We start from the raw sequence: 16,831 nt of genomic DNA on the forward strand, positions 1-16,831 counted from the left end.
TTACTACTCTTATGAAAAAATATATCAATATAAAGACCTTAGTTTTATTTGTAACACTAGGTTTGGCTACTACTTCTTGCAGCGAAGATTTCTTGGATCGCCCATCCGAAGATAGTTACAGCAGTACTGAATTTTATAATACTGATGAGCAGGTAGCAAGAACTACTTATGGTATGTATGGTGCAATGTGGGCTCCTTATTATACAAAAAACTTTTACGCTTTGTCTGAGTTGTCATCTGGAAACTGTTTGGCTTATGCTGATGGACCAGAACTTATTCAGTTCAAGTTGACTTCTGATAGTTCAATTTTGTTGGACCCCTGGAGGGCTTGTTTTGCAATTATAGCACAATCTAATACTTTAATTAATACTATCGAAAAAAATGCCACTGCAAATGTGAGCAGGGATGTAATTAAAAATACGATTGCGGAGGCACACTTTTTTAGGGCTATAGCTTATTTTTATTTGGTTCGTTTGTATGGAACTGTGCCAATTATAGAAGATAATTTAGCTTTAGCGAAGGATCCTCTGGTTAATACTAATAGGATTGAAGACATTTATACTTTTATCGAAAACGACTTGAAATTTGCAGCAGCAAATCTTAAAGTAAAAATGAGATCAAGAACTCCTGGAGGAGAGAATATTTTTGTTACTCAGGGTTCAGCTGAAGCGTTCTTAGCTAAAGTATATTTATATGAGAAAAAATATTCGGATTCTAAATTAATGGCTGAAAAAGTGATTAATTCTGGAGAGTTTGGATTGCTTCCAAATTTTGCCGATTTGTTTTTGACAAGCAAAAATAACAACGAAGAATCTATTTATTCCTGGCAATGGTCTGGTGCTATCAATACTTATGGAGGAGGAAATTTTTCCAATATTCAGTATGGTTTGGATATCTTAAATGATAATGCTTCTTATGGTGCTACTTATGTGCCAAGTAATGATGTTCAGGATGCCTTTGAAATTGGAGATTTAAGAAGAAAGGAGTCTTTTATGGTGTATGGAGATTCTTATCCGAATATGAAAGCTAATGGAGTAGTTGGTTTTGTAATGGATAAAGACAAATACGGCGATGTATTAGCTAATACTGGTGCAGCAGTTAAAAAATATGTAGTAGGTCAGGCTACCAGCGAAACAGGGCCAGCTGATTCATGGGGAGGTATGAATAATTGCAATTATATTATGCGTTATGCTGATCTTCTATTGATTCATGCTGAGGCAATTATGGCGGGAGCTGATGAAACTACTAATGCTGCAGCAAAAGAATCATTTAATAAAGTAAGGCTTAGAGCAGGTCTTAGCGCTTTAGGAACGAATGTGCCTTTAACGAAAGCGGCTTTGTTTCATGAACGCAGAGTTGAATTTGCTTTTGAAGGAGAATTTTGGTTTGATTTAGGAAGATTGCCACGACAAGAGGCAATTAATATCATTTCTCAACAAGATAGAGGTTTTGATTCTCAGGGAGTAATGCATTATACTCCTACGCCAGCTGATTTTACTTATCCAAAACCGGATATTGAAGTTAGAAAAAATCCAAAGTTGAAAGAGGCACCGGTTCCTTACAATTTCAAATAATTTTTTAAAAGTAAATCACTATGAAAAATATAAAAAATAAAATGTTATTGAAGTTGTGTTTTTTAGCTTCGATTTCAATTTTGCTGTTGGCTTCTTGTTCCAATGACGATTCGAACGGTTCCTCTGGAAAGCTTGAAGTAACAGGGGTTAGCAAATCTGTTGTTGATGATCCTTTGGTTGAAGGAGACAGAAAGGTTGATGTACCTACAGATATTATTAATGCAGGAAATTATTATATTATTAGAGGATCAGGTTTTGCTACCTTAAAATCAATTTCATTTAACGGATTAGAGTCTTATTTTAATCCAACATTCGTAACAGATAATGCTATTGTGGTATTGGTGGATCAAAAAACACCTTATTATAATGAAATGGATGAGATGAAGATAGTTACTGCTAAAGGGACTTTAAGTTATAAAATAGCTATAAGACCTCCAAGTCCTAATATTACAGGATTTCCTGTCAATGCAAACCCGGGAGATGTTATTACCATTACAGGTGAATATTTTCTGCGTCCTGTTGTGAGTTTTGGAACCACAAAAGTAGAACCAATTTCTTCGACATTAACAGAAATTGTGGTTAAAGTTCCCGAAGGAAGTTATTTGAAAAATTTATCAATAACAAATGTCTCCGGAACAACAGTAGCTCCTGAAACAATAGGTTCGGGAATTTATGATGATGCCTCTACAAATATTTGGGGCTGGGATGATTTGTGGGATGATAACAACGATCTTAATAGGGCGTATGAAAAGGATGTTAAACAAGGACTAAAGTGTATCCAATGGAAGTCGGGAGAATGGGATGGTTTTGTAATTGGTATTAATAACTGGTCTTATCACGATACAGATAAATTTAAGGCAATACGATTTTGGATTAAAGCTGAAAAAGCTGGAAAAGTGAAGTTTTTTGCTAATGATGTTAATGTTGAAGCTAATACTGAAATAATTGATGTCAAGAGTTCATGGACTTATTTTGAAATACCATATACTGCAGTCGGTAGTCCGGCAGAAATATCTAATATTGGATTTCAGGAATTTGGAGGATTTGGAGGAAATGTTATCTATTTGGATAACATAGGATTTGTATTGAAATAATTGAGGCGGATTCTAAAAAAAATAATTTCGATAGTCAACTGAGTTCGTTCATTTGAATCCATAATTAAAAACTAAAAGAGAATTTATGAAAAATATATATAATAAAGTAAAACATATTGCAGCATGCGTCTTTTTGGTTGCTGCAGTTTCTTCTTGTGATAATGAAATTGAAGATATTGGTGGAGCACAGCAAAATTACAATACAGTCTACGGTATGCTTCACGCAAATACTAATTTGACAGTATTTGCAAAAGCAATAAAATTAACGGGACTGGAATCGACATTAGATACTCCTGATGATTAATTATACCTATTTTGTGCCTAATGATGCTGCTTTTGATGCTTATTTGGTAGCTAATGGTTATGTAAATGATATAGGGTATCCGGATATTAACTTGGTTCCTGTAGCAGATTTAAAGCAACTTGTTTTAAGTCATGTTGTTAAAGGCGTTAAAAAAAGAGTAGCTAAACTTGAAGGTGTTCAGGCGGATTATTTAGAAACAGGAGATTATACGACCATGGCAAATGCAGTAAATCCTGATTTGTATTTATTGAACATCAATGTAACAAATGGTGTTTTAAAAGTAAACGGATCTGATAAAGCGGCACCAGGTTTAGATTATTATGGAACGAATGGTTTTATAAATGTTTTAAGTAATGTAATTGAATTAACACCTCCGGCTCCGGTGATTACTAGTCTGTCACAAGTTTTAGCTTCTCCGGGAGATATTATTACAATTACAGGACAAAATTTTGTAAAAGTTAAAAGTGTGAAATTTGGATCTACTGCTGCTGCAATTACAGTTGTATCAAAAACAGAGATAAAAGCAACAGTTCCGGCTGATTTTGGTTCTTACGCTCTTATTGTAGTAGAGACTGATTTTGGAGTTTCTGCTCCAAGCGGGATTGGTTTGAAATATTTACTATATGAAGACTCATTGAAAGGATGGGGTTATGGCTGGGGAGGTGATATTACCTGGGAAAGTGCTGAAAAAGTTAGCAGAGGAGCATATTCAATAAAAAAAATGGCGGGAGCTTGGAGTGGTCTTTTTATGCATTCAGATTTGCTTTTAAATGCTGCGGATTATCAATTTGTTAAGATGTCTATATTTCCAACAGAAAGTACTAAAATTATGGTTACGATAAATAGTGATACAGCAGATTCTAGTAAAGGTACAACAGTGACTTTGGTTCCGGGACAATGGAATAATATCTCAATTCCTATTTCTGCTTTGCATCCAAACCTTTTAACTGGAGGAAATTTTGACAGCGTATTTATTCAGGAATTTTCTAATGGTACAATTACTCCGGCTAGTGTTCTTTACATAGATGATATAGGATTTTTATAATAGTTAGTTTATTTTGAGTTAGTTTAAAAATGTTCCCTTATTGAAAAATTAGGGAACATTTTTTTAAGATATTTTAAATTTAAAAGAAATGAAAAAAATCATTTTACTATTTGCTTTAAGCATTACGTTTATAGGTTTCAGTCAGGGCAATACTCACAAGCAACAAGGCGGAAAATTTGAAGGGTTGGCTATGGCTCCGCCAATGGGCTGGAACTCATGGAATACTTTTGCAACAAATATTGATGAAAAGTTGGTAAAAGAAACGGCTGATATAATGGTTTCATCTGGTTTGGCTGCTGCAGGATATAATTATATAGTATTAGATGATGGCTGGATGACTCATGAACGTGATGCAAATGGTGATTTAGTACCGGATCCTGAAAAGTTTCCAAACGGAATGAAAGCTTTAATTGATTATGTGCACAATAAAGGTTTGAAATTCGGATTGTATAATTGTGCAGGAACAAAAACCTGTGCCGGTTATCCGGGAACAAGAGGGTATGAATATCAGGATGCCAGATTTTATGCGAAGCTAGGGATTGATTTCTTAAAATATGATTGGTGTAATACAGAAGGAATTACTGCTAAAGAAGCTTATACAACTATGAGTAATGCATTGAAGACGGCCGGTAGGCCAATTGTTTTTAGTCTTTGTGAATGGGGAGATAATCAGCCTTGGGAATGGGGAAAGCCAATTGGAAATCTTTGGAGAATTTCGGGAGATATTTATCCTTGCTTTGACTGTGAATTTAAACATCCGGAAAATTGGTCTTCCTGGGGATTCATGAAAATTGCTGACATGCGAAAAGACATTCGTAAATATTCTGGTCCTGATCATTGGAATGATTTTGATATGATGGAAGTTGGAAATGAAATGAATGATACTGAAGATAAAACGCATTTTGCAATGTGGTGTATGCTTTCTTCTCCTTTATTTACCGGAAATGATTATCGAAAAATGGCTAAAGAAACTTTAGCTATTCTGACTAATAAAGAACTTTTGGCTGTTAATCAGGACAAATTAGGGGTTCAGGGATTTAAATACACTATTTTAGATGGAGTAGAAGTTTGGGTAAAACCGCTTTCAGATGGAGCTTGGGCGGTTAGTTTTGTAAATAGAACAGAAACTTCAAAAAAAATAACTTTTGATTGGAATAAAAATAATTTCAAAGATGTAGATTTTGGATATGAAGCCAATTTCTCAAAAATAACATTCAAAATAAAAGATCTTTGGAAAAATAAAGAAGCAGGAAATACTAGAAAAGTATTTAATGCAACAATTGATTCGCATGATGTGATTACGTTAAAATTAATTCCTTAAAAAAGTATAGTATGAAACTTTGGTATATTGTATTTTCTGTTGTTATGAGTGCAAATGTTTCAAATGCACAATTTGTAAAAAAGCATGGTCAGCTGAGTGTCCAGGGAACACAACTTGTAGATAAGAATAATAATCCAATTGTTTTGCGAGGTTTGAGTTTTGGCTGGCATAGTTTATGGCCAAGATTTTATAATGAAAAAGCAGTAAACTGGCTAAAAAAGGATTTTAATTGTAATATAGTTCGCGCTGCAATGGGAGTAGAACTTGGAGATCTCTCCTATATAAATAATCCGCAGTTTGCTAAAGAAAAAGTAGAGGCGGTTGTAAATGGGGCTATAAAATCGGATATGTATGTGATTATAGATTGGCATAGTCATAATATTAATTTGAAGGAAGCTAAAGAGTTTTTTGCGGAAATGTCAAAAAAGTATGCCGGATATCCTAATATTATATATGAAGTATTTAATGAACCGGATTATGAAACCTGGTGGGAAGTGAAAAATTATGCAGAAGAAATAATTAGGGTTATACGTGAAAACGATTCTAAAAATATTATTCTGGTTGGCTGTCCACATTGGGATCAGGATATTGATCTTCCAGCCGAAGATCCTATAACAGGTTATGTCAATTTAATGTATACAATGCATTTTTATGCAGCAACGCATGGAAAGGAATTAAGAGACAGAACAGATGCTGCTATCAAAAGCGGTCTTCCGGTCTTTGTTTCAGAATCGGCGGGGATGGAAGCTTCCGGAGATGGACCTTTAAATTATAAAGCCTGGCAGGAATATATTGATTGGATGGAGTCTAAAAAGATTAGTTGGATCACATGGTCAGTGTCTGATAAGGATGAAACCTGTTCGATGTTAAAGAAGTCAGCTAATTCTCAAGGAAAGTGGAAAGATGACGATTTACAGGAATCTGGAATTAAAGTCCGTGAATATTTAAGAAAATACAATAAAGAAGAATAAGTAGATTATAATGGTTTAGTAATAAAGAGCCTGTTCAAAATATGAGCAGGCTTTTTTGTTTTTTTAAGTTCTTTTTTAATTCGAAATACGATGTGTGAGCTTGTCTTTTACTTTTTGTTTAATATATCTATTTTTGTAAGAATAATTCTCTTTAAGGGTTGGTTGGTTTGTAATGTGTTTTTTGATTTGTTTGTAATGCTTGTTTTGTTTTGTTTTTATTATACCCCCTAAAAATTTAGGGGTGTGTTTTGTTTTTTGATATTTTTTGTTTGCTTTTTGTTGTTTTGTTCTTTGATATTTTGTTTTAACCCTGTTTAATTGTGAAAAAAGATTGAAAAATCGTTGTTGAATTTTCAAAAACAAACAGCTATAAATATCAAATAATGATTATTGGTGTTTCTAATTTTTGTAATCCGTAATTCTTCACCTAAAACATCAAAAAAGCAGTTTTGAATTATTCTACTCATACAAAAGTTAATAAATTCGCTAATGAAAATGATGATGATTTGAAGGCGAACAGGAGGTTTTAGAAATGACTTATACTATTACATAGATATATAAACGATTAACTAACCAGAATCAATTTAATAACTAAAAACCAATTTAAAACATGAAAAAAGCATTTCACATTTTAGCCGCGATGTTAACAAGTTCTTTTGCCTTTGCCCAAGAAGAGGAAGCAGCCGCTCCGGCAACCACATGGGGAGGTTCTGCAGATGCGTACTATAAATATGATTTTTCAAAACAAATGAATGGATTAACGAGCTTCACCAACTCACAGAATTCATTCGAATTAGGAATGGCGTCGATAGAAGCAGGTCATACTTTTGGAAAAGCTTCTGTTTTCGTGGACTTAGGTTTCGGAAAAAGAGCAGCAGAATTTTCGTATAATGAGACACCCGACAAAGATGCTAGTGCAAAATTTTTAATTAAACAGTTGTATTTTACCTATAATGTAACGGATGAATTTAAGTTCGTTGCGGGTAGTTTCGGAACTCATATAGGATATGAAGTTTTAGATGCTGTAGATAACAAAAACTATAGTATGTCGTATGCTTTCTCATACGGGCCATTCTTTAATACAGGTGTAAAAGCTCAGTATACTTCTGGGAAATTTACAGCTATGTTAGGATTAACAAATCCAACCGATTTTAAATCGGCTATGGATGCAGGATCTTACCAAAAAACGTTCATTGGACAAGTAGGGTATATTGGTGATACAGGAAGTGCTTATTTGAACTTTACAACAGGAAGTACAAATGCAATACCAGGAAGCATCATTCCAGTGTCAGATGAGAATAAAACTCAGTTTGATTTGACTGCGTCTAAAACTATTAGTGATAGTTTCTCTCTTGGATTAAATGCGACTTATGCTAAAACAACAAATGATTTTGACAGCGCATTAGACGGAGAATGGTTTTCATTAGTAGGATATGCTAACTATTCTTTTAGTCCATCATTATTGTTGGCTTACAGAATGGAATATTTTGACGCTAAAGATGCTGCGCCAAGTATGGGGACATTAACAGGATCTAGTGTATTTGCAAACACAGTTTCTTTAAATTACAAAGTTGGAAAACTTACAATTATTCCTGAGTTAAGATACGATGCAGCGTCTGAAGATATATTCTTAGATAAAGATGCATTGCCAACAGGAGGAAGCTTCTACGCTTTAATTGCAACAACATACTCTTTCTAGAGATAAAGATTGATATTTTTTTTTTTTTTTTGGAGCTGTCGAAACATACTAATGTTTTGGCAGCTTTTTTATTTCTATGAATTTAGAGTTATGAGTTATAGGTTATGAGTTATGAGTTATATGTTATATGTTATGAGTTATATGTTGTGAGTTATATGTTGTGAGTTGTTGATTATGAATTGTTCTGTTGAGAAGGTCGAATAATGGTGGTCAAGCCAAACTTAGCTATTACAATATAGCTGTATAGATACTGTAGTATGTCTTTGATATAATATAATTTAGACTCTTTATTCTGTCATGTTGTACAACGAATAGATAAAAAAAACGCATCTCTAAATTGAAATGCGTTGTATATTTTGAAATGAATTGTGTTTGTTTATTGAACTTGTTTCTTGTAAATAGAATAAATAGTATCAATTGTTTTTCTGTCTAGTGTTGAGGTTGCATCGGTCTGAATGTAATGTAATTTGAATGCCTGAATTGCCGCAGTAAGATTCTTGGTGTTATAACCAATTATTCTTAGTGCAGGTTCAATTTTAAAATCAAACGGAGCGGGTTCTACAACTTCATCCTGCCAGATTCCAAAGCCTTTTTCTGCAAGTGTTTTCCATGGAAACAAAGCGCTTGGGTCTTGTTTTCTTCCCGGAGCAATATCAGCGTGTCCTAAAAAGTTTTGAGTTGGAATGTTGTAATCTTTTTTCAGTTTTGTTAGCAAAGCAACCAAACTGCTGATTTGTGCTTCTGTAAATGGTTTAAAACCATTATTGTCAAGTTCAATGCCAATAGAGCAGGAGTTTAAATCTGTTACTTTTCCCCAGGTTGAATTCCCGGCATGCCAGGCTCTTAGGTAATCATTAAGCATCTGAACTACTTTTCCATTCTCGGAAATTACGTAATGAGCGCTAACCTGAGTTTTGGTTTTTGTAAAAGTATTAATTGTCTGCTGCAATGAATCTTGAGCGGTATGGTGAATAATAACGAAACTCGGCTTTCTTAAATTAAAATTTACTGTTCCAATCCATTCTGTATTAATTCCGTTTTGCAGATAAGTGGAACTTGTTTTGGATAAGGTGTCTTTTACAATTTTCAACTGCTGAGCATACGTGGTGTCAATAATAACATTTGTAGCTGGAATTGGCTGTGCTTCTTTACTGGTAATCTGGTTTTCTAAAGTCTTAAGTTGCTGATCGTATGCTTTTTCAGTATTCTTGTATGGATTAGTAGAACAAGCACTTATAGCGACAGCTAAAATCAGATAACAAAAATGTTTTTTTTGCATAATGCGTTGTTTAAAAGTTTAAACGATTATTCTTCAATTTTCGTATCTGTATTTTCTTTTACTTCTTTAGAGTCTTTTGAATCTTTATTTTTTTTCTTTTTTGATTTTCCTGTTTTACCTTCTTTTAATTTTTCCATGAAAGTCTTGTATTTTTCAATTTGGTCAGGATTTAAAAAGGCGTTAATTTTTTTGTCAGTACTTTCTCTTAAAGCTTTAATCTGTTCGATTTTTTGTTCCTGATTACTGCTTTCATTTTTTAATAAAATACCTTGCTCTCTTAGACTGTCTGCTAAGACATTTGTTATTGCAATTGCCTGAAGATCATCAAGACTGACATCTGGTTTCATTTGCTCGACAATTTTGCCGGCAGTTTCTTCAACAGGAATTTCTTTAGGCTTGCTTTGTGAGCCTTGTCCTTGTCCTGCCATCATACTTCTGTCCATTCCCATTCCGCCACCTCTTCCGTAACCGTTGCCATAACCATTCCCGTAGCCATTATTGTATCCGTTTCCGTATTGTGCTGAAGCACTGTTGAAAAAGAATAAGCTTAAAACTAAAATAAATAAAGTTTGAATTGGTTTCATAAAAGTATTTTTTTTCTAATGTTAACAATAGTTCAGCGTAAATTTAAGCAGGTTCTCCGTATAAATCAAATTCTGTAGCTTCAATTATTTTGATATTAACAAATTCTCCTGTTTTTACGTAATGTTTAGAAGCATCTATTAAAACCTCATTGTCTACATCAGGGCTGTCAAATTCGGTACGACCAACAAAATGGGCTCCTTCTTTTCTATCTATGATGCATCTGAAAACCTTACCTACTTTTTCCTGGTTTAAGTCCCATGAAATTTGAGACTGCAACTCCATAATTTCATTTGCTCTGGCTTGTTTTACTTCATCCGGAACATTGTCTTCTAATAGGTAAGCATGAGTATTTTCTTCATGAGAATAAGCAAAACATCCCATTCTGTCAAATTTCATTTCCTGAACAAAATCTTTTAAAATCTCAAAATCCTCCTGAGTTTCACCAGGATAACCAACAATCAAAGTAGTTCTTATTGCCATTCCCGGAACTGCTGCGCGGAAATCTTTTAATAATTGAGTCGTTTTGGCCTGAGTTGTTCCGCGACGCATTGATTTTAAAATGGAATCAGAAATATGTTGTAACGGAATATCTATATAATTACAGATTTTAGGCTCGCGTTTCATTAATTCTAAAACATCCATTGGGAATCCCGTTGGATAAGCGTAATGAAGACGAATCCATTCGATACCTTCAACAGCAGCTAAAGCTTCCAGAAGCTCTGCAAGGTTTCTTTTTTTATAAAGATCAAGACCGTAATAAGTTAAGTCCTGAGCAATTAAGATTAATTCTTTAACGCCATTTTTAGCTAAACCTTGAGCTTCTTTAACTAATTTTTCAATTGGCTGAGAAACGTGAGAACCACGCATTAATGGAATAGCACAAAAACTACACGGACGGTCACATCCTTCTGCAATTTTTAAGTAAGCGTAATTTTTTGGAGTTGTAGTTAAACGCTCTCCAAGTAATTCGTGTTTATAATCTGCTCCAAGAGCTTTTAATAACTGAGGTAATTCTGTAGTTCCAAAATATTGATCAACGTTTGGAATTTCTTTTTCTAGATCCGGTCTGTAGCGCTCAGATAAACATCCTGTTACAAAAACCTTATCAACTATTCCTCTGTCTTTTTTGTCTGCATATTCCAGGATCATGTTTACTGATTCTGCTTTTGCATTGTCAATAAATCCACAAGTATTGATTACAATAATGTTTCCTTCCTTTTCTGCCGGAGCTTCATGTTCAACTTCTTTTCCGTTCGCACGCAGCTGTCCCATAAGGACTTCGCTGTCATAAACATTTTTTGAACACCCAAGAGTGATTACGTTAATTTTGTTCTTTTTTAAAGACTTGGTTCTCATACTTTTATAAATTGGAGTGCAAAATTACACTTTTTTATTCAAACACCGCTTGTTTCGGTTTTATTTAGATGTTTTTTATGAAGGTTTTTAAGGGGGAGAAGCTGTTGGTTTCTGGATAAAAAAAATCCGCCAAATTGATTTGACGGAAATTTTTATTCATCTATTTAATTCTTAATTACAATTCAAATAATAAAGTAAGTGTCACATTGTTTAATTTTGAAGAGATGTTAGCTCCATCTGTAAAACCTGTTGCAAAAAATCCTTGGTTCGATTTTCTTTCTAAATAGGAATAAGCTAAATCTACTTTTGTGGATCCGAAATTATAGCCTAAACCTCCCGAATAACTATTTAAATCTCCAACTGTAGTTCCGTTTTTGTATGGACTTCCTTCAAAACGATATCCACCGCGTAAGCTAAATTGTTTTATTTTGTATTCACCTCCAATACGAAGTTCGCCTGTGCTTGTTAAGCTGTTGCTTATGTCGCTGTTTAATCCTCTAAAACTAGTATCATTTACTGGTTTGAATTTGGTGTTTCCATAATTTTTAACAGCATAATCAATACTTAGTAAACCAGATTTTCCAAAAACATAAGCGGCGCTAAATGTCCATTTGTCAGGTGTTTGTAAAGTATAGGATTCGTATACATTTACGATATTTGGATTTACAATTGCATTTAAAGGCTGTCCGCCGTCAGCTTGTCTTGTTGTGTTTAAACTTTGTGAAGTTTCATCATAAAGTTCGTACCAAGTATTAGATTCGTAAGCAACTCCAAGTCTAAAAGCTTCAGTTACTTTGCCTATAGCTCCTAGTTGGAAAGAAAAGCCGTTTCCGTAAGTATATAGTTCATTGTTGAAACGTAAGTTTGAAATCGTCTCGTATGGTTGTAATGCGTTGTCGTTATCTTCGTAAAAGCTCGAAGATCTTCTGTAGTCTGTTACGTGAACATTTAAATTGGCTCCGAAATATAGTCTGTCTTTGTAAGATGTTGCGATATTAAAACCTACTTTGCTATTGTATCCTCTAGAATAAACTTCATTTTCTTGGTAGTAATTTCCTCCTTCAGGAACGTTACTGATATATTGGCTGTTTCCTGAAGTATTGGCTACAGGGTCAATAACGTATCCATTAAATCCCATGAAGGCCTGTTGTTCTCTGTAGCCTAAGTCTCTATAGTCTTGATTATTGATGTTTTGAAATGGAATTCCATCTGCAAAAGCTAAAAAATAACCATCAACAGAATTAGTTGGATTTGTTCCAGCCGAAAAAACATTGTTGTTAAAATTGTTTGTATTTTCGTAAGTTGCTCCAATGGCAATTTTATTCCATCCATTGTTAGGATTTCTGTCTTTAAAAACAAAGACACCTCCTGCTTGGTTTAAAATAAAAGAATTTTCTTTATCTGAAGTTTGAGTGCCAAAGTAATTAGAATTATTTTTAATATTCTGATTACTGAAAGATACTCCAACCTGATTGGTGTTAAATATCGCAGACCCTGCAGGGTTGACGCTTAAGGAAGATAAGTCTCCTCCAACTGCACCAAACGCACCGCTCATGGCTCTAAATCTTGCTGTTCCGGTTAAATTGTCTTGAGCATAGCGTAAAGCATCTGAAACATCCTGAGAATATGACGCGCTGGCAGTTAGTCCTGTTATGAGTAGGAAAAGTATTTTTTTCATTTGGATAAGTTTTAGTTTGAATTTAGTTTACTGAGAAAAAAAATTATCTTCTTCCTCCGCCACCGCCAGATCTCATTCCGCCACCGCCGCCGCCGGATCTCATGCTTCCACCACCGCCACTGTTGTTCATTGAACGAGAAGGGCTGCTAGGAGTATAGCTTCTGTTTGAGTTGCTGTTGCTGCTAGGGGTGTAGCTTCTGTTTGAATTAGTGTTCCCACTGTTGTTGTAGTTATAAGATCTTCTATTGTTGGAATTGCTGTAATCTACACTATTGGTGTTGGCTCTTCTGTTTGTAAAAGTCGGACTGTTTGTGCCTCTATTATAAGTAGAGTTCGAGCTTCTTCTGAAATCTGTGTAGCCATTACTATTAGAAGACCTGTTTGTCGTATAATTTCTATTTGTGTTGTAGCTGTTTCTGTTTGTGGTGTAGTTTCTGTTTGTGGTAAAACTTCCTCTGTTAGAAGTGTAGCTTCTGTTGTTTGCATAATTTCTGTTTCCGTAATATGCGGCAGAACCTCTTCTTCCATAAGAATAGTTATAGTTGTTGTAGCCGTAGTAGCCACCGCCACCCCAATATCCTGGGTAGCCCCATCCTGGCCCCCAATAACCTGGGTAGCCCCAAGCGTAACCTGGATATCCCCAGCCAGCTCCCCAATAACCGCCACCCCAGTAACCTCCGTAACCCCATCCGTAATATGGATATCCCATTCCAAATCCCATTGACCACATTGGGTCTGAATAAACATTTACGGAAACTTCAGAGTTGCTGCTTCCCCATGCAGCATAACCTACAGAGGCAGTTTGAGTGCTGTCGTTTTCTGAGTAATTAGTATAATTGTCAACGTCTGTAAATATTTCAGTTGGCTGATTGTCGTCTTGCAAAGATCTAAAGTAGTCTTTGTATTGGTTGTTTGTGCCGTTAGACTGCTGCACATAGCTGTTTGATGATGATTTACCATAAACACCGTCATTATCGTAATAAGATGAATTTTGGTAAGAACCACACGACGCTAGTAATAAACTCACTAATCCAATTAAGTAAAAATGATTTGAGTTTTGGCGAAGAGAAATGTTAGTTTTCATATCTGTGGTGTTTTTTATTGTTGCACATTACAAAAATAGTTAGTTTTGTCAAACTATTTAGTTAAAATTATTTAAAACAAAATTTGTGCCAAACTATATAATATGAGTAAGAACCTCACTACAAGATCAGAAGATTATTCGAAATGGTATAACGAGCTGGTTGTCAAGGCAGATCTGGCTGAAAATTCAGGAGTTAGAGGATGTATGGTAATTAAACCGTACGGATATGCTATTTGGGAAAAAATGCAGGCTGAATTAGATCGTATGTTCAAAGAAACAGGGCATCAAAACGCGTACTTTCCTTTGTTCGTGCCGAAAAGCATGTTTGAGGCAGAAGAAACAAATGCTGAAGGATTTGCAAAAGAATGTGCTGTCGTAACGCACTACAGATTAAAAAATGATGAGGAAAGACCAGGAAAATTAATGGTTGATCCAAATGCAAAATTAGAGGAAGAGCTTATTGTTCGTCCAACTAGTGAAGCTATTATTTGGTCTACCTACAAAGGATGGGTGCAGTCTTATAGAGATTTGCCTTTATTGATTAACCAATGGGCTAATGTGGTTCGTTGGGAAATGCGTACTCGTTTGTTTTTAAGAACGGCAGAATTTTTATGGCAGGAAGGGCATACTGCTCATGCTACAAAAGCGGAAGCTATCGAAGAATCTGAAAAAATGATGAATGTTTATGCTGATTTTGCTGAAGATTTTATGGCGATCCCTGTAGTGAAAGGAATTAAAACAGAAACGGAACGTTTTGCCGGTGCAGATGAAACTTATTGTATTGAGGCTCTAATGCAGGATGGGAAAGCATTGCAGGCTGGAACTTCACACTTTTTAGGTCAGAACTTTGCAAAAGCTTTTGATGTTAAATTTGCTAATGCAGAAGGTAAACAAGAACATGTTTGGGGGACGTCATGGGGGGTTTCAACTCGCTTGATGGGAGCTTTAATTATGACACATTCGGATGATCAGGGATTGGTATTGCCTCCAAATTTGGCGCCAATACAAGTTGTTATTGTTCCGATTCACAAAACGGATGAGCAATTAGCTCAGATCACCGCTGCGGTTAATGAATTGACTGCTAAATTGAGAAAATTGAAGATTTCGGTAAAATATGATGACAGGACAACTCAGAAACCAGGATTCAAATTTGCAGAGTGGGAATTAAAAGGTGTTCCGGTTAGAATTGCTGTCGGTCCAAAAGATTTAGAAAACGGAACTTTTGAAGTGGCAAGACGTGATAATTTGACAAAAGAAGTCGTTGCAAACGAAAATATTGTTGATCATATCAATAATCTTTTAGAACAGATTCAAAAGGATCTGTTTGATAAGGCATTGAATTATCGTAATACACATATTACGGAAGTGAATAGTTTTGAAGAATTTAAAGAAGTTTTAGAAGGTAAAGGAGGTTTTGTTTCAGCACATTGGGATGGAACTGCTGCTACTGAAGAAAAGATAAAAGACTTGACAAAAGCGACTATTCGTTGTATCCCTTTGGATGCTGTTGAAGAGGCGGGAAGCTGTGTGTTTACAGGAAATCCTTCTGCTAAGCGAGTGCTTTTTGCGAAGGCGTATTAAAAAAATATAAAAAAAATAGCATCAGCTATTGTGCAACTAAAAAATAGATGTATCTTTGCATCCGCATTAGAGAAGCACGGTCCGTTCGTCTATCGGTTAGGACGCCAGGTTTTCATCCTGGTAAGGGGGGTTCGATTCCCCCACGGACTACAAGTTATATATTGAAAAATAAAATCCAAACTTAGGAGAATATTGGTCCGTTCGTCTAGGGGTTAGGACGCCAGGTTTTCATCCTGGTAACAGGGGTTCGATTCCCCTACGGACTACAAATTAGTTGTAAATAAGTTTTGTAAAACAAAAATTGGTGTCTCGGTTCTTGTTTTATTAGTTAAAACCAAAGTGATTGTTTTTGCAATTGTGGGAGGTTTTTCTTTTTTAACTAGTATTTATAATAATTATTACATCTAAAATTAAAAGAAAATGGCAAATCATAAGTCAGCATTAAAAAGAATCAGAAGTAACGAAAAGAAAAGAGTTCTTAACAGATATCAGCATAAAACTACTCGTAATGCTATTAAAGCGTTAAGATTAGCTACTGATAAGTCTGATGCTGCTGCTAAGTTATCTACTGTAATCTCTATGATTGATAAATTAGCTAAAAAGAACATCATTCATGATAATAAAGCTTCTAACTTGAAGTCTAAATTAACGAAACATGTTGCTAAATTGTAATTGAAAACAATTTACAAAAGATATAAAAGTCCTCTTTCAGAGGGCTTTTTTTGTTAGGACATTTTTGATGTTTTTTAGTCAAAAAAAATCCAAATTCCACAACGAATAATAGATGTTGGAATTTGGATTTCTTTTTTTTTTTTTTGGAGTTTTGATCCTAAAATACAGGTTTAGATTTGCTGTTCTATTTTTTTCTTAAGATATTCCAGCATTGGTAAAGTGATGGGTTTTGATAGAAAATCAATAATAATTGGATATTTTTTTGCTTTAGCCAGGTCCTCCGGATCGATGGTGGAAGATAATACAATAACAGGAGCGGAGTTAAATTCTTTGTAATCTGAAGAGGTGAAATGATCCAGGAATTCCCAGCCACCCATTATAGGCATATTCAGGTCTAGAAAAATTAATTCCGGCTTTCTTTGGTTTTTATCTTTGGCGTATTTTAGGGTGTTGAAATGATGGAGTGCTTCTTCACCGTTCTGAGCTGTAATTACTTCATGTGAAAATGAAGATTTAGAAATTACTTTTTTACATAGCATCAATGTGATGGGGTCATCGTCAATGCATAAAATCTGCTCAAGCATAATA

Annotated in this window: 16 protein-coding genes and 2 tRNA genes; 11 read left to right on the top strand and 7 right to left on the bottom strand. The window is 34.8% G+C overall.

The window, feature by feature from the left end:
- Nucleotides 1-11 precede the first annotated feature (11 nt).
- The 6 genes from ACFS3A_RS10990 to ACFS3A_RS11015 all read left to right on the top strand — a co-directional run bounded on the left by ACFS3A_RS10990 (nt 12) and on the right by ACFS3A_RS11015 (nt 6,309).
- On the top strand, nt 12-1,574 hold the full coding sequence (locus ACFS3A_RS10990; protein ID WP_379825487.1) for a RagB/SusD family nutrient uptake outer membrane protein: 1,563 nt from the start codon (nt 12-14) through the stop codon (nt 1,572-1,574).
- 20 nt (nt 1,575-1,594) lie between these two features.
- Entirely contained in the window at nt 1,595-2,668 is a 1,074-nt protein-coding gene (locus ACFS3A_RS10995) for an IPT/TIG domain-containing protein (protein WP_379825488.1), read from the top strand.
- A gap of 85 nt (nt 2,669-2,753) precedes the next feature.
- On the top strand, nt 2,754-2,972 hold the full coding sequence (locus ACFS3A_RS11000; protein WP_379825489.1) for a hypothetical protein: 219 nt from the start codon (nt 2,754-2,756) through the stop codon (nt 2,970-2,972).
- The gene (locus ACFS3A_RS11005; RefSeq protein ID WP_379825490.1) at nt 2,965-4,017 is read left to right on the top strand and encodes an IPT/TIG domain-containing protein; all 1,053 of its coding nucleotides are present in this window, start codon (nt 2,965-2,967) and stop codon (nt 4,015-4,017) included. Before ACFS3A_RS11000 ends, ACFS3A_RS11005 begins: the two co-directional genes overlap by 8 nt.
- Nucleotides 4,018-4,105: 88 nt before the next feature.
- Nucleotides 4,106-5,338 carry a glycoside hydrolase family 27 protein gene (locus tag ACFS3A_RS11010; protein WP_379825492.1) on the top strand — a complete coding sequence of 411 codons (1,233 nt, stop codon included), beginning with the start codon at nt 4,106-4,108 and terminating at the stop codon, nt 5,336-5,338.
- Nucleotides 5,339-5,349: 11 nt separating this feature from the next.
- Nucleotides 5,350-6,309, top strand: coding sequence for a glycoside hydrolase family 5 protein (locus ACFS3A_RS11015; protein WP_379825493.1), 960 nt, complete (start codon nt 5,350-5,352; stop codon nt 6,307-6,309).
- 75 nt (nt 6,310-6,384) lie between these two features.
- Here ACFS3A_RS11015 and ACFS3A_RS11020 read toward each other — a convergent pair whose 3' ends face one another.
- The gene (locus ACFS3A_RS11020; protein WP_379825494.1) at nt 6,385-6,666 is read right to left on the bottom strand and encodes a hypothetical protein; all 282 of its coding nucleotides are present in this window, start codon (nt 6,664-6,666) and stop codon (nt 6,385-6,387) included.
- A 253-nt stretch (nt 6,667-6,919) separates the two neighbouring features.
- On the opposite strand from ACFS3A_RS11020, the gene ACFS3A_RS11025 reads away from it, so the two are divergent.
- Entirely contained in the window at nt 6,920-8,008 is a 1,089-nt protein-coding gene (locus ACFS3A_RS11025) for an outer membrane beta-barrel protein (protein ID WP_289662368.1), read from the top strand.
- A gap of 376 nt (nt 8,009-8,384) precedes the next feature.
- Here ACFS3A_RS11025 and ACFS3A_RS11030 read toward each other — a convergent pair whose 3' ends face one another.
- From ACFS3A_RS11030 to ACFS3A_RS11050, 5 genes are all read right to left on the bottom strand, one after another.
- Nucleotides 8,385-9,287 (bottom strand): N-acetylmuramoyl-L-alanine amidase, encoded by a 903-nt coding sequence (locus ACFS3A_RS11030; protein ID WP_379825496.1) that lies wholly within the window; start codon nt 9,285-9,287, stop codon nt 8,385-8,387.
- Nucleotides 9,288-9,313: 26 nt separating this feature from the next.
- On the bottom strand, nt 9,314-9,871 hold the full coding sequence (locus tag ACFS3A_RS11035) for a hypothetical protein (protein ID WP_379825497.1): 558 nt from the start codon (nt 9,869-9,871) through the stop codon (nt 9,314-9,316).
- A 43-nt stretch (nt 9,872-9,914) separates the two neighbouring features.
- Complete coding sequence (rimO, locus tag ACFS3A_RS11040) at nt 9,915-11,228, bottom strand: 30S ribosomal protein S12 methylthiotransferase RimO (protein ID WP_379825498.1); 1,314 nt, start codon at nt 11,226-11,228, stop codon at nt 9,915-9,917.
- Between the two features lie 175 nt (nt 11,229-11,403).
- Nucleotides 11,404-12,906 (bottom strand): OmpP1/FadL family transporter, encoded by a 1,503-nt coding sequence (locus ACFS3A_RS11045; protein ID WP_379825499.1) that lies wholly within the window; start codon nt 12,904-12,906, stop codon nt 11,404-11,406.
- 43 nt (nt 12,907-12,949) lie between these two features.
- Nucleotides 12,950-13,990, bottom strand: coding sequence for a hypothetical protein (locus tag ACFS3A_RS11050; RefSeq protein ID WP_379825500.1), 1,041 nt, complete (start codon nt 13,988-13,990; stop codon nt 12,950-12,952).
- Nucleotides 13,991-14,092: 102 nt separating this feature from the next.
- Between ACFS3A_RS11050 and proS the strand changes: the two genes are divergently transcribed.
- From proS to rpsT, 4 genes are all read left to right on the top strand, one after another.
- Nucleotides 14,093-15,571, top strand: coding sequence for a proline--tRNA ligase (proS, locus tag ACFS3A_RS11055; RefSeq protein ID WP_379825501.1), 1,479 nt, complete (start codon nt 14,093-14,095; stop codon nt 15,569-15,571).
- A 78-nt stretch (nt 15,572-15,649) separates the two neighbouring features.
- Nucleotides 15,650-15,721: transfer RNA gene (locus ACFS3A_RS11060), tRNA-Glu, on the top strand.
- A 44-nt stretch (nt 15,722-15,765) separates the two neighbouring features.
- A tRNA-Glu gene (locus ACFS3A_RS11065) sits at nt 15,766-15,837 on the top strand.
- Between the two features lie 154 nt (nt 15,838-15,991).
- Nucleotides 15,992-16,243 carry a 30S ribosomal protein S20 gene (gene rpsT, locus ACFS3A_RS11070; RefSeq protein WP_091492106.1) on the top strand — a complete coding sequence of 84 codons (252 nt, stop codon included), beginning with the start codon at nt 15,992-15,994 and terminating at the stop codon, nt 16,241-16,243.
- A 170-nt stretch (nt 16,244-16,413) separates the two neighbouring features.
- Here rpsT and ACFS3A_RS11075 read toward each other — a convergent pair whose 3' ends face one another.
- Entirely contained in the window at nt 16,414-16,827 is a 414-nt protein-coding gene (locus ACFS3A_RS11075) for a response regulator (protein ID WP_379825502.1), read from the bottom strand.
- Nucleotides 16,828-16,831: the final 4 nt, after the last annotated feature.

It is taken from the genome of Flavobacterium notoginsengisoli (assembly GCF_042686225.1).
GTDB classification, from domain to species: domain Bacteria; phylum Bacteroidota; class Bacteroidia; order Flavobacteriales; family Flavobacteriaceae; genus Flavobacterium; species Flavobacterium notoginsengisoli.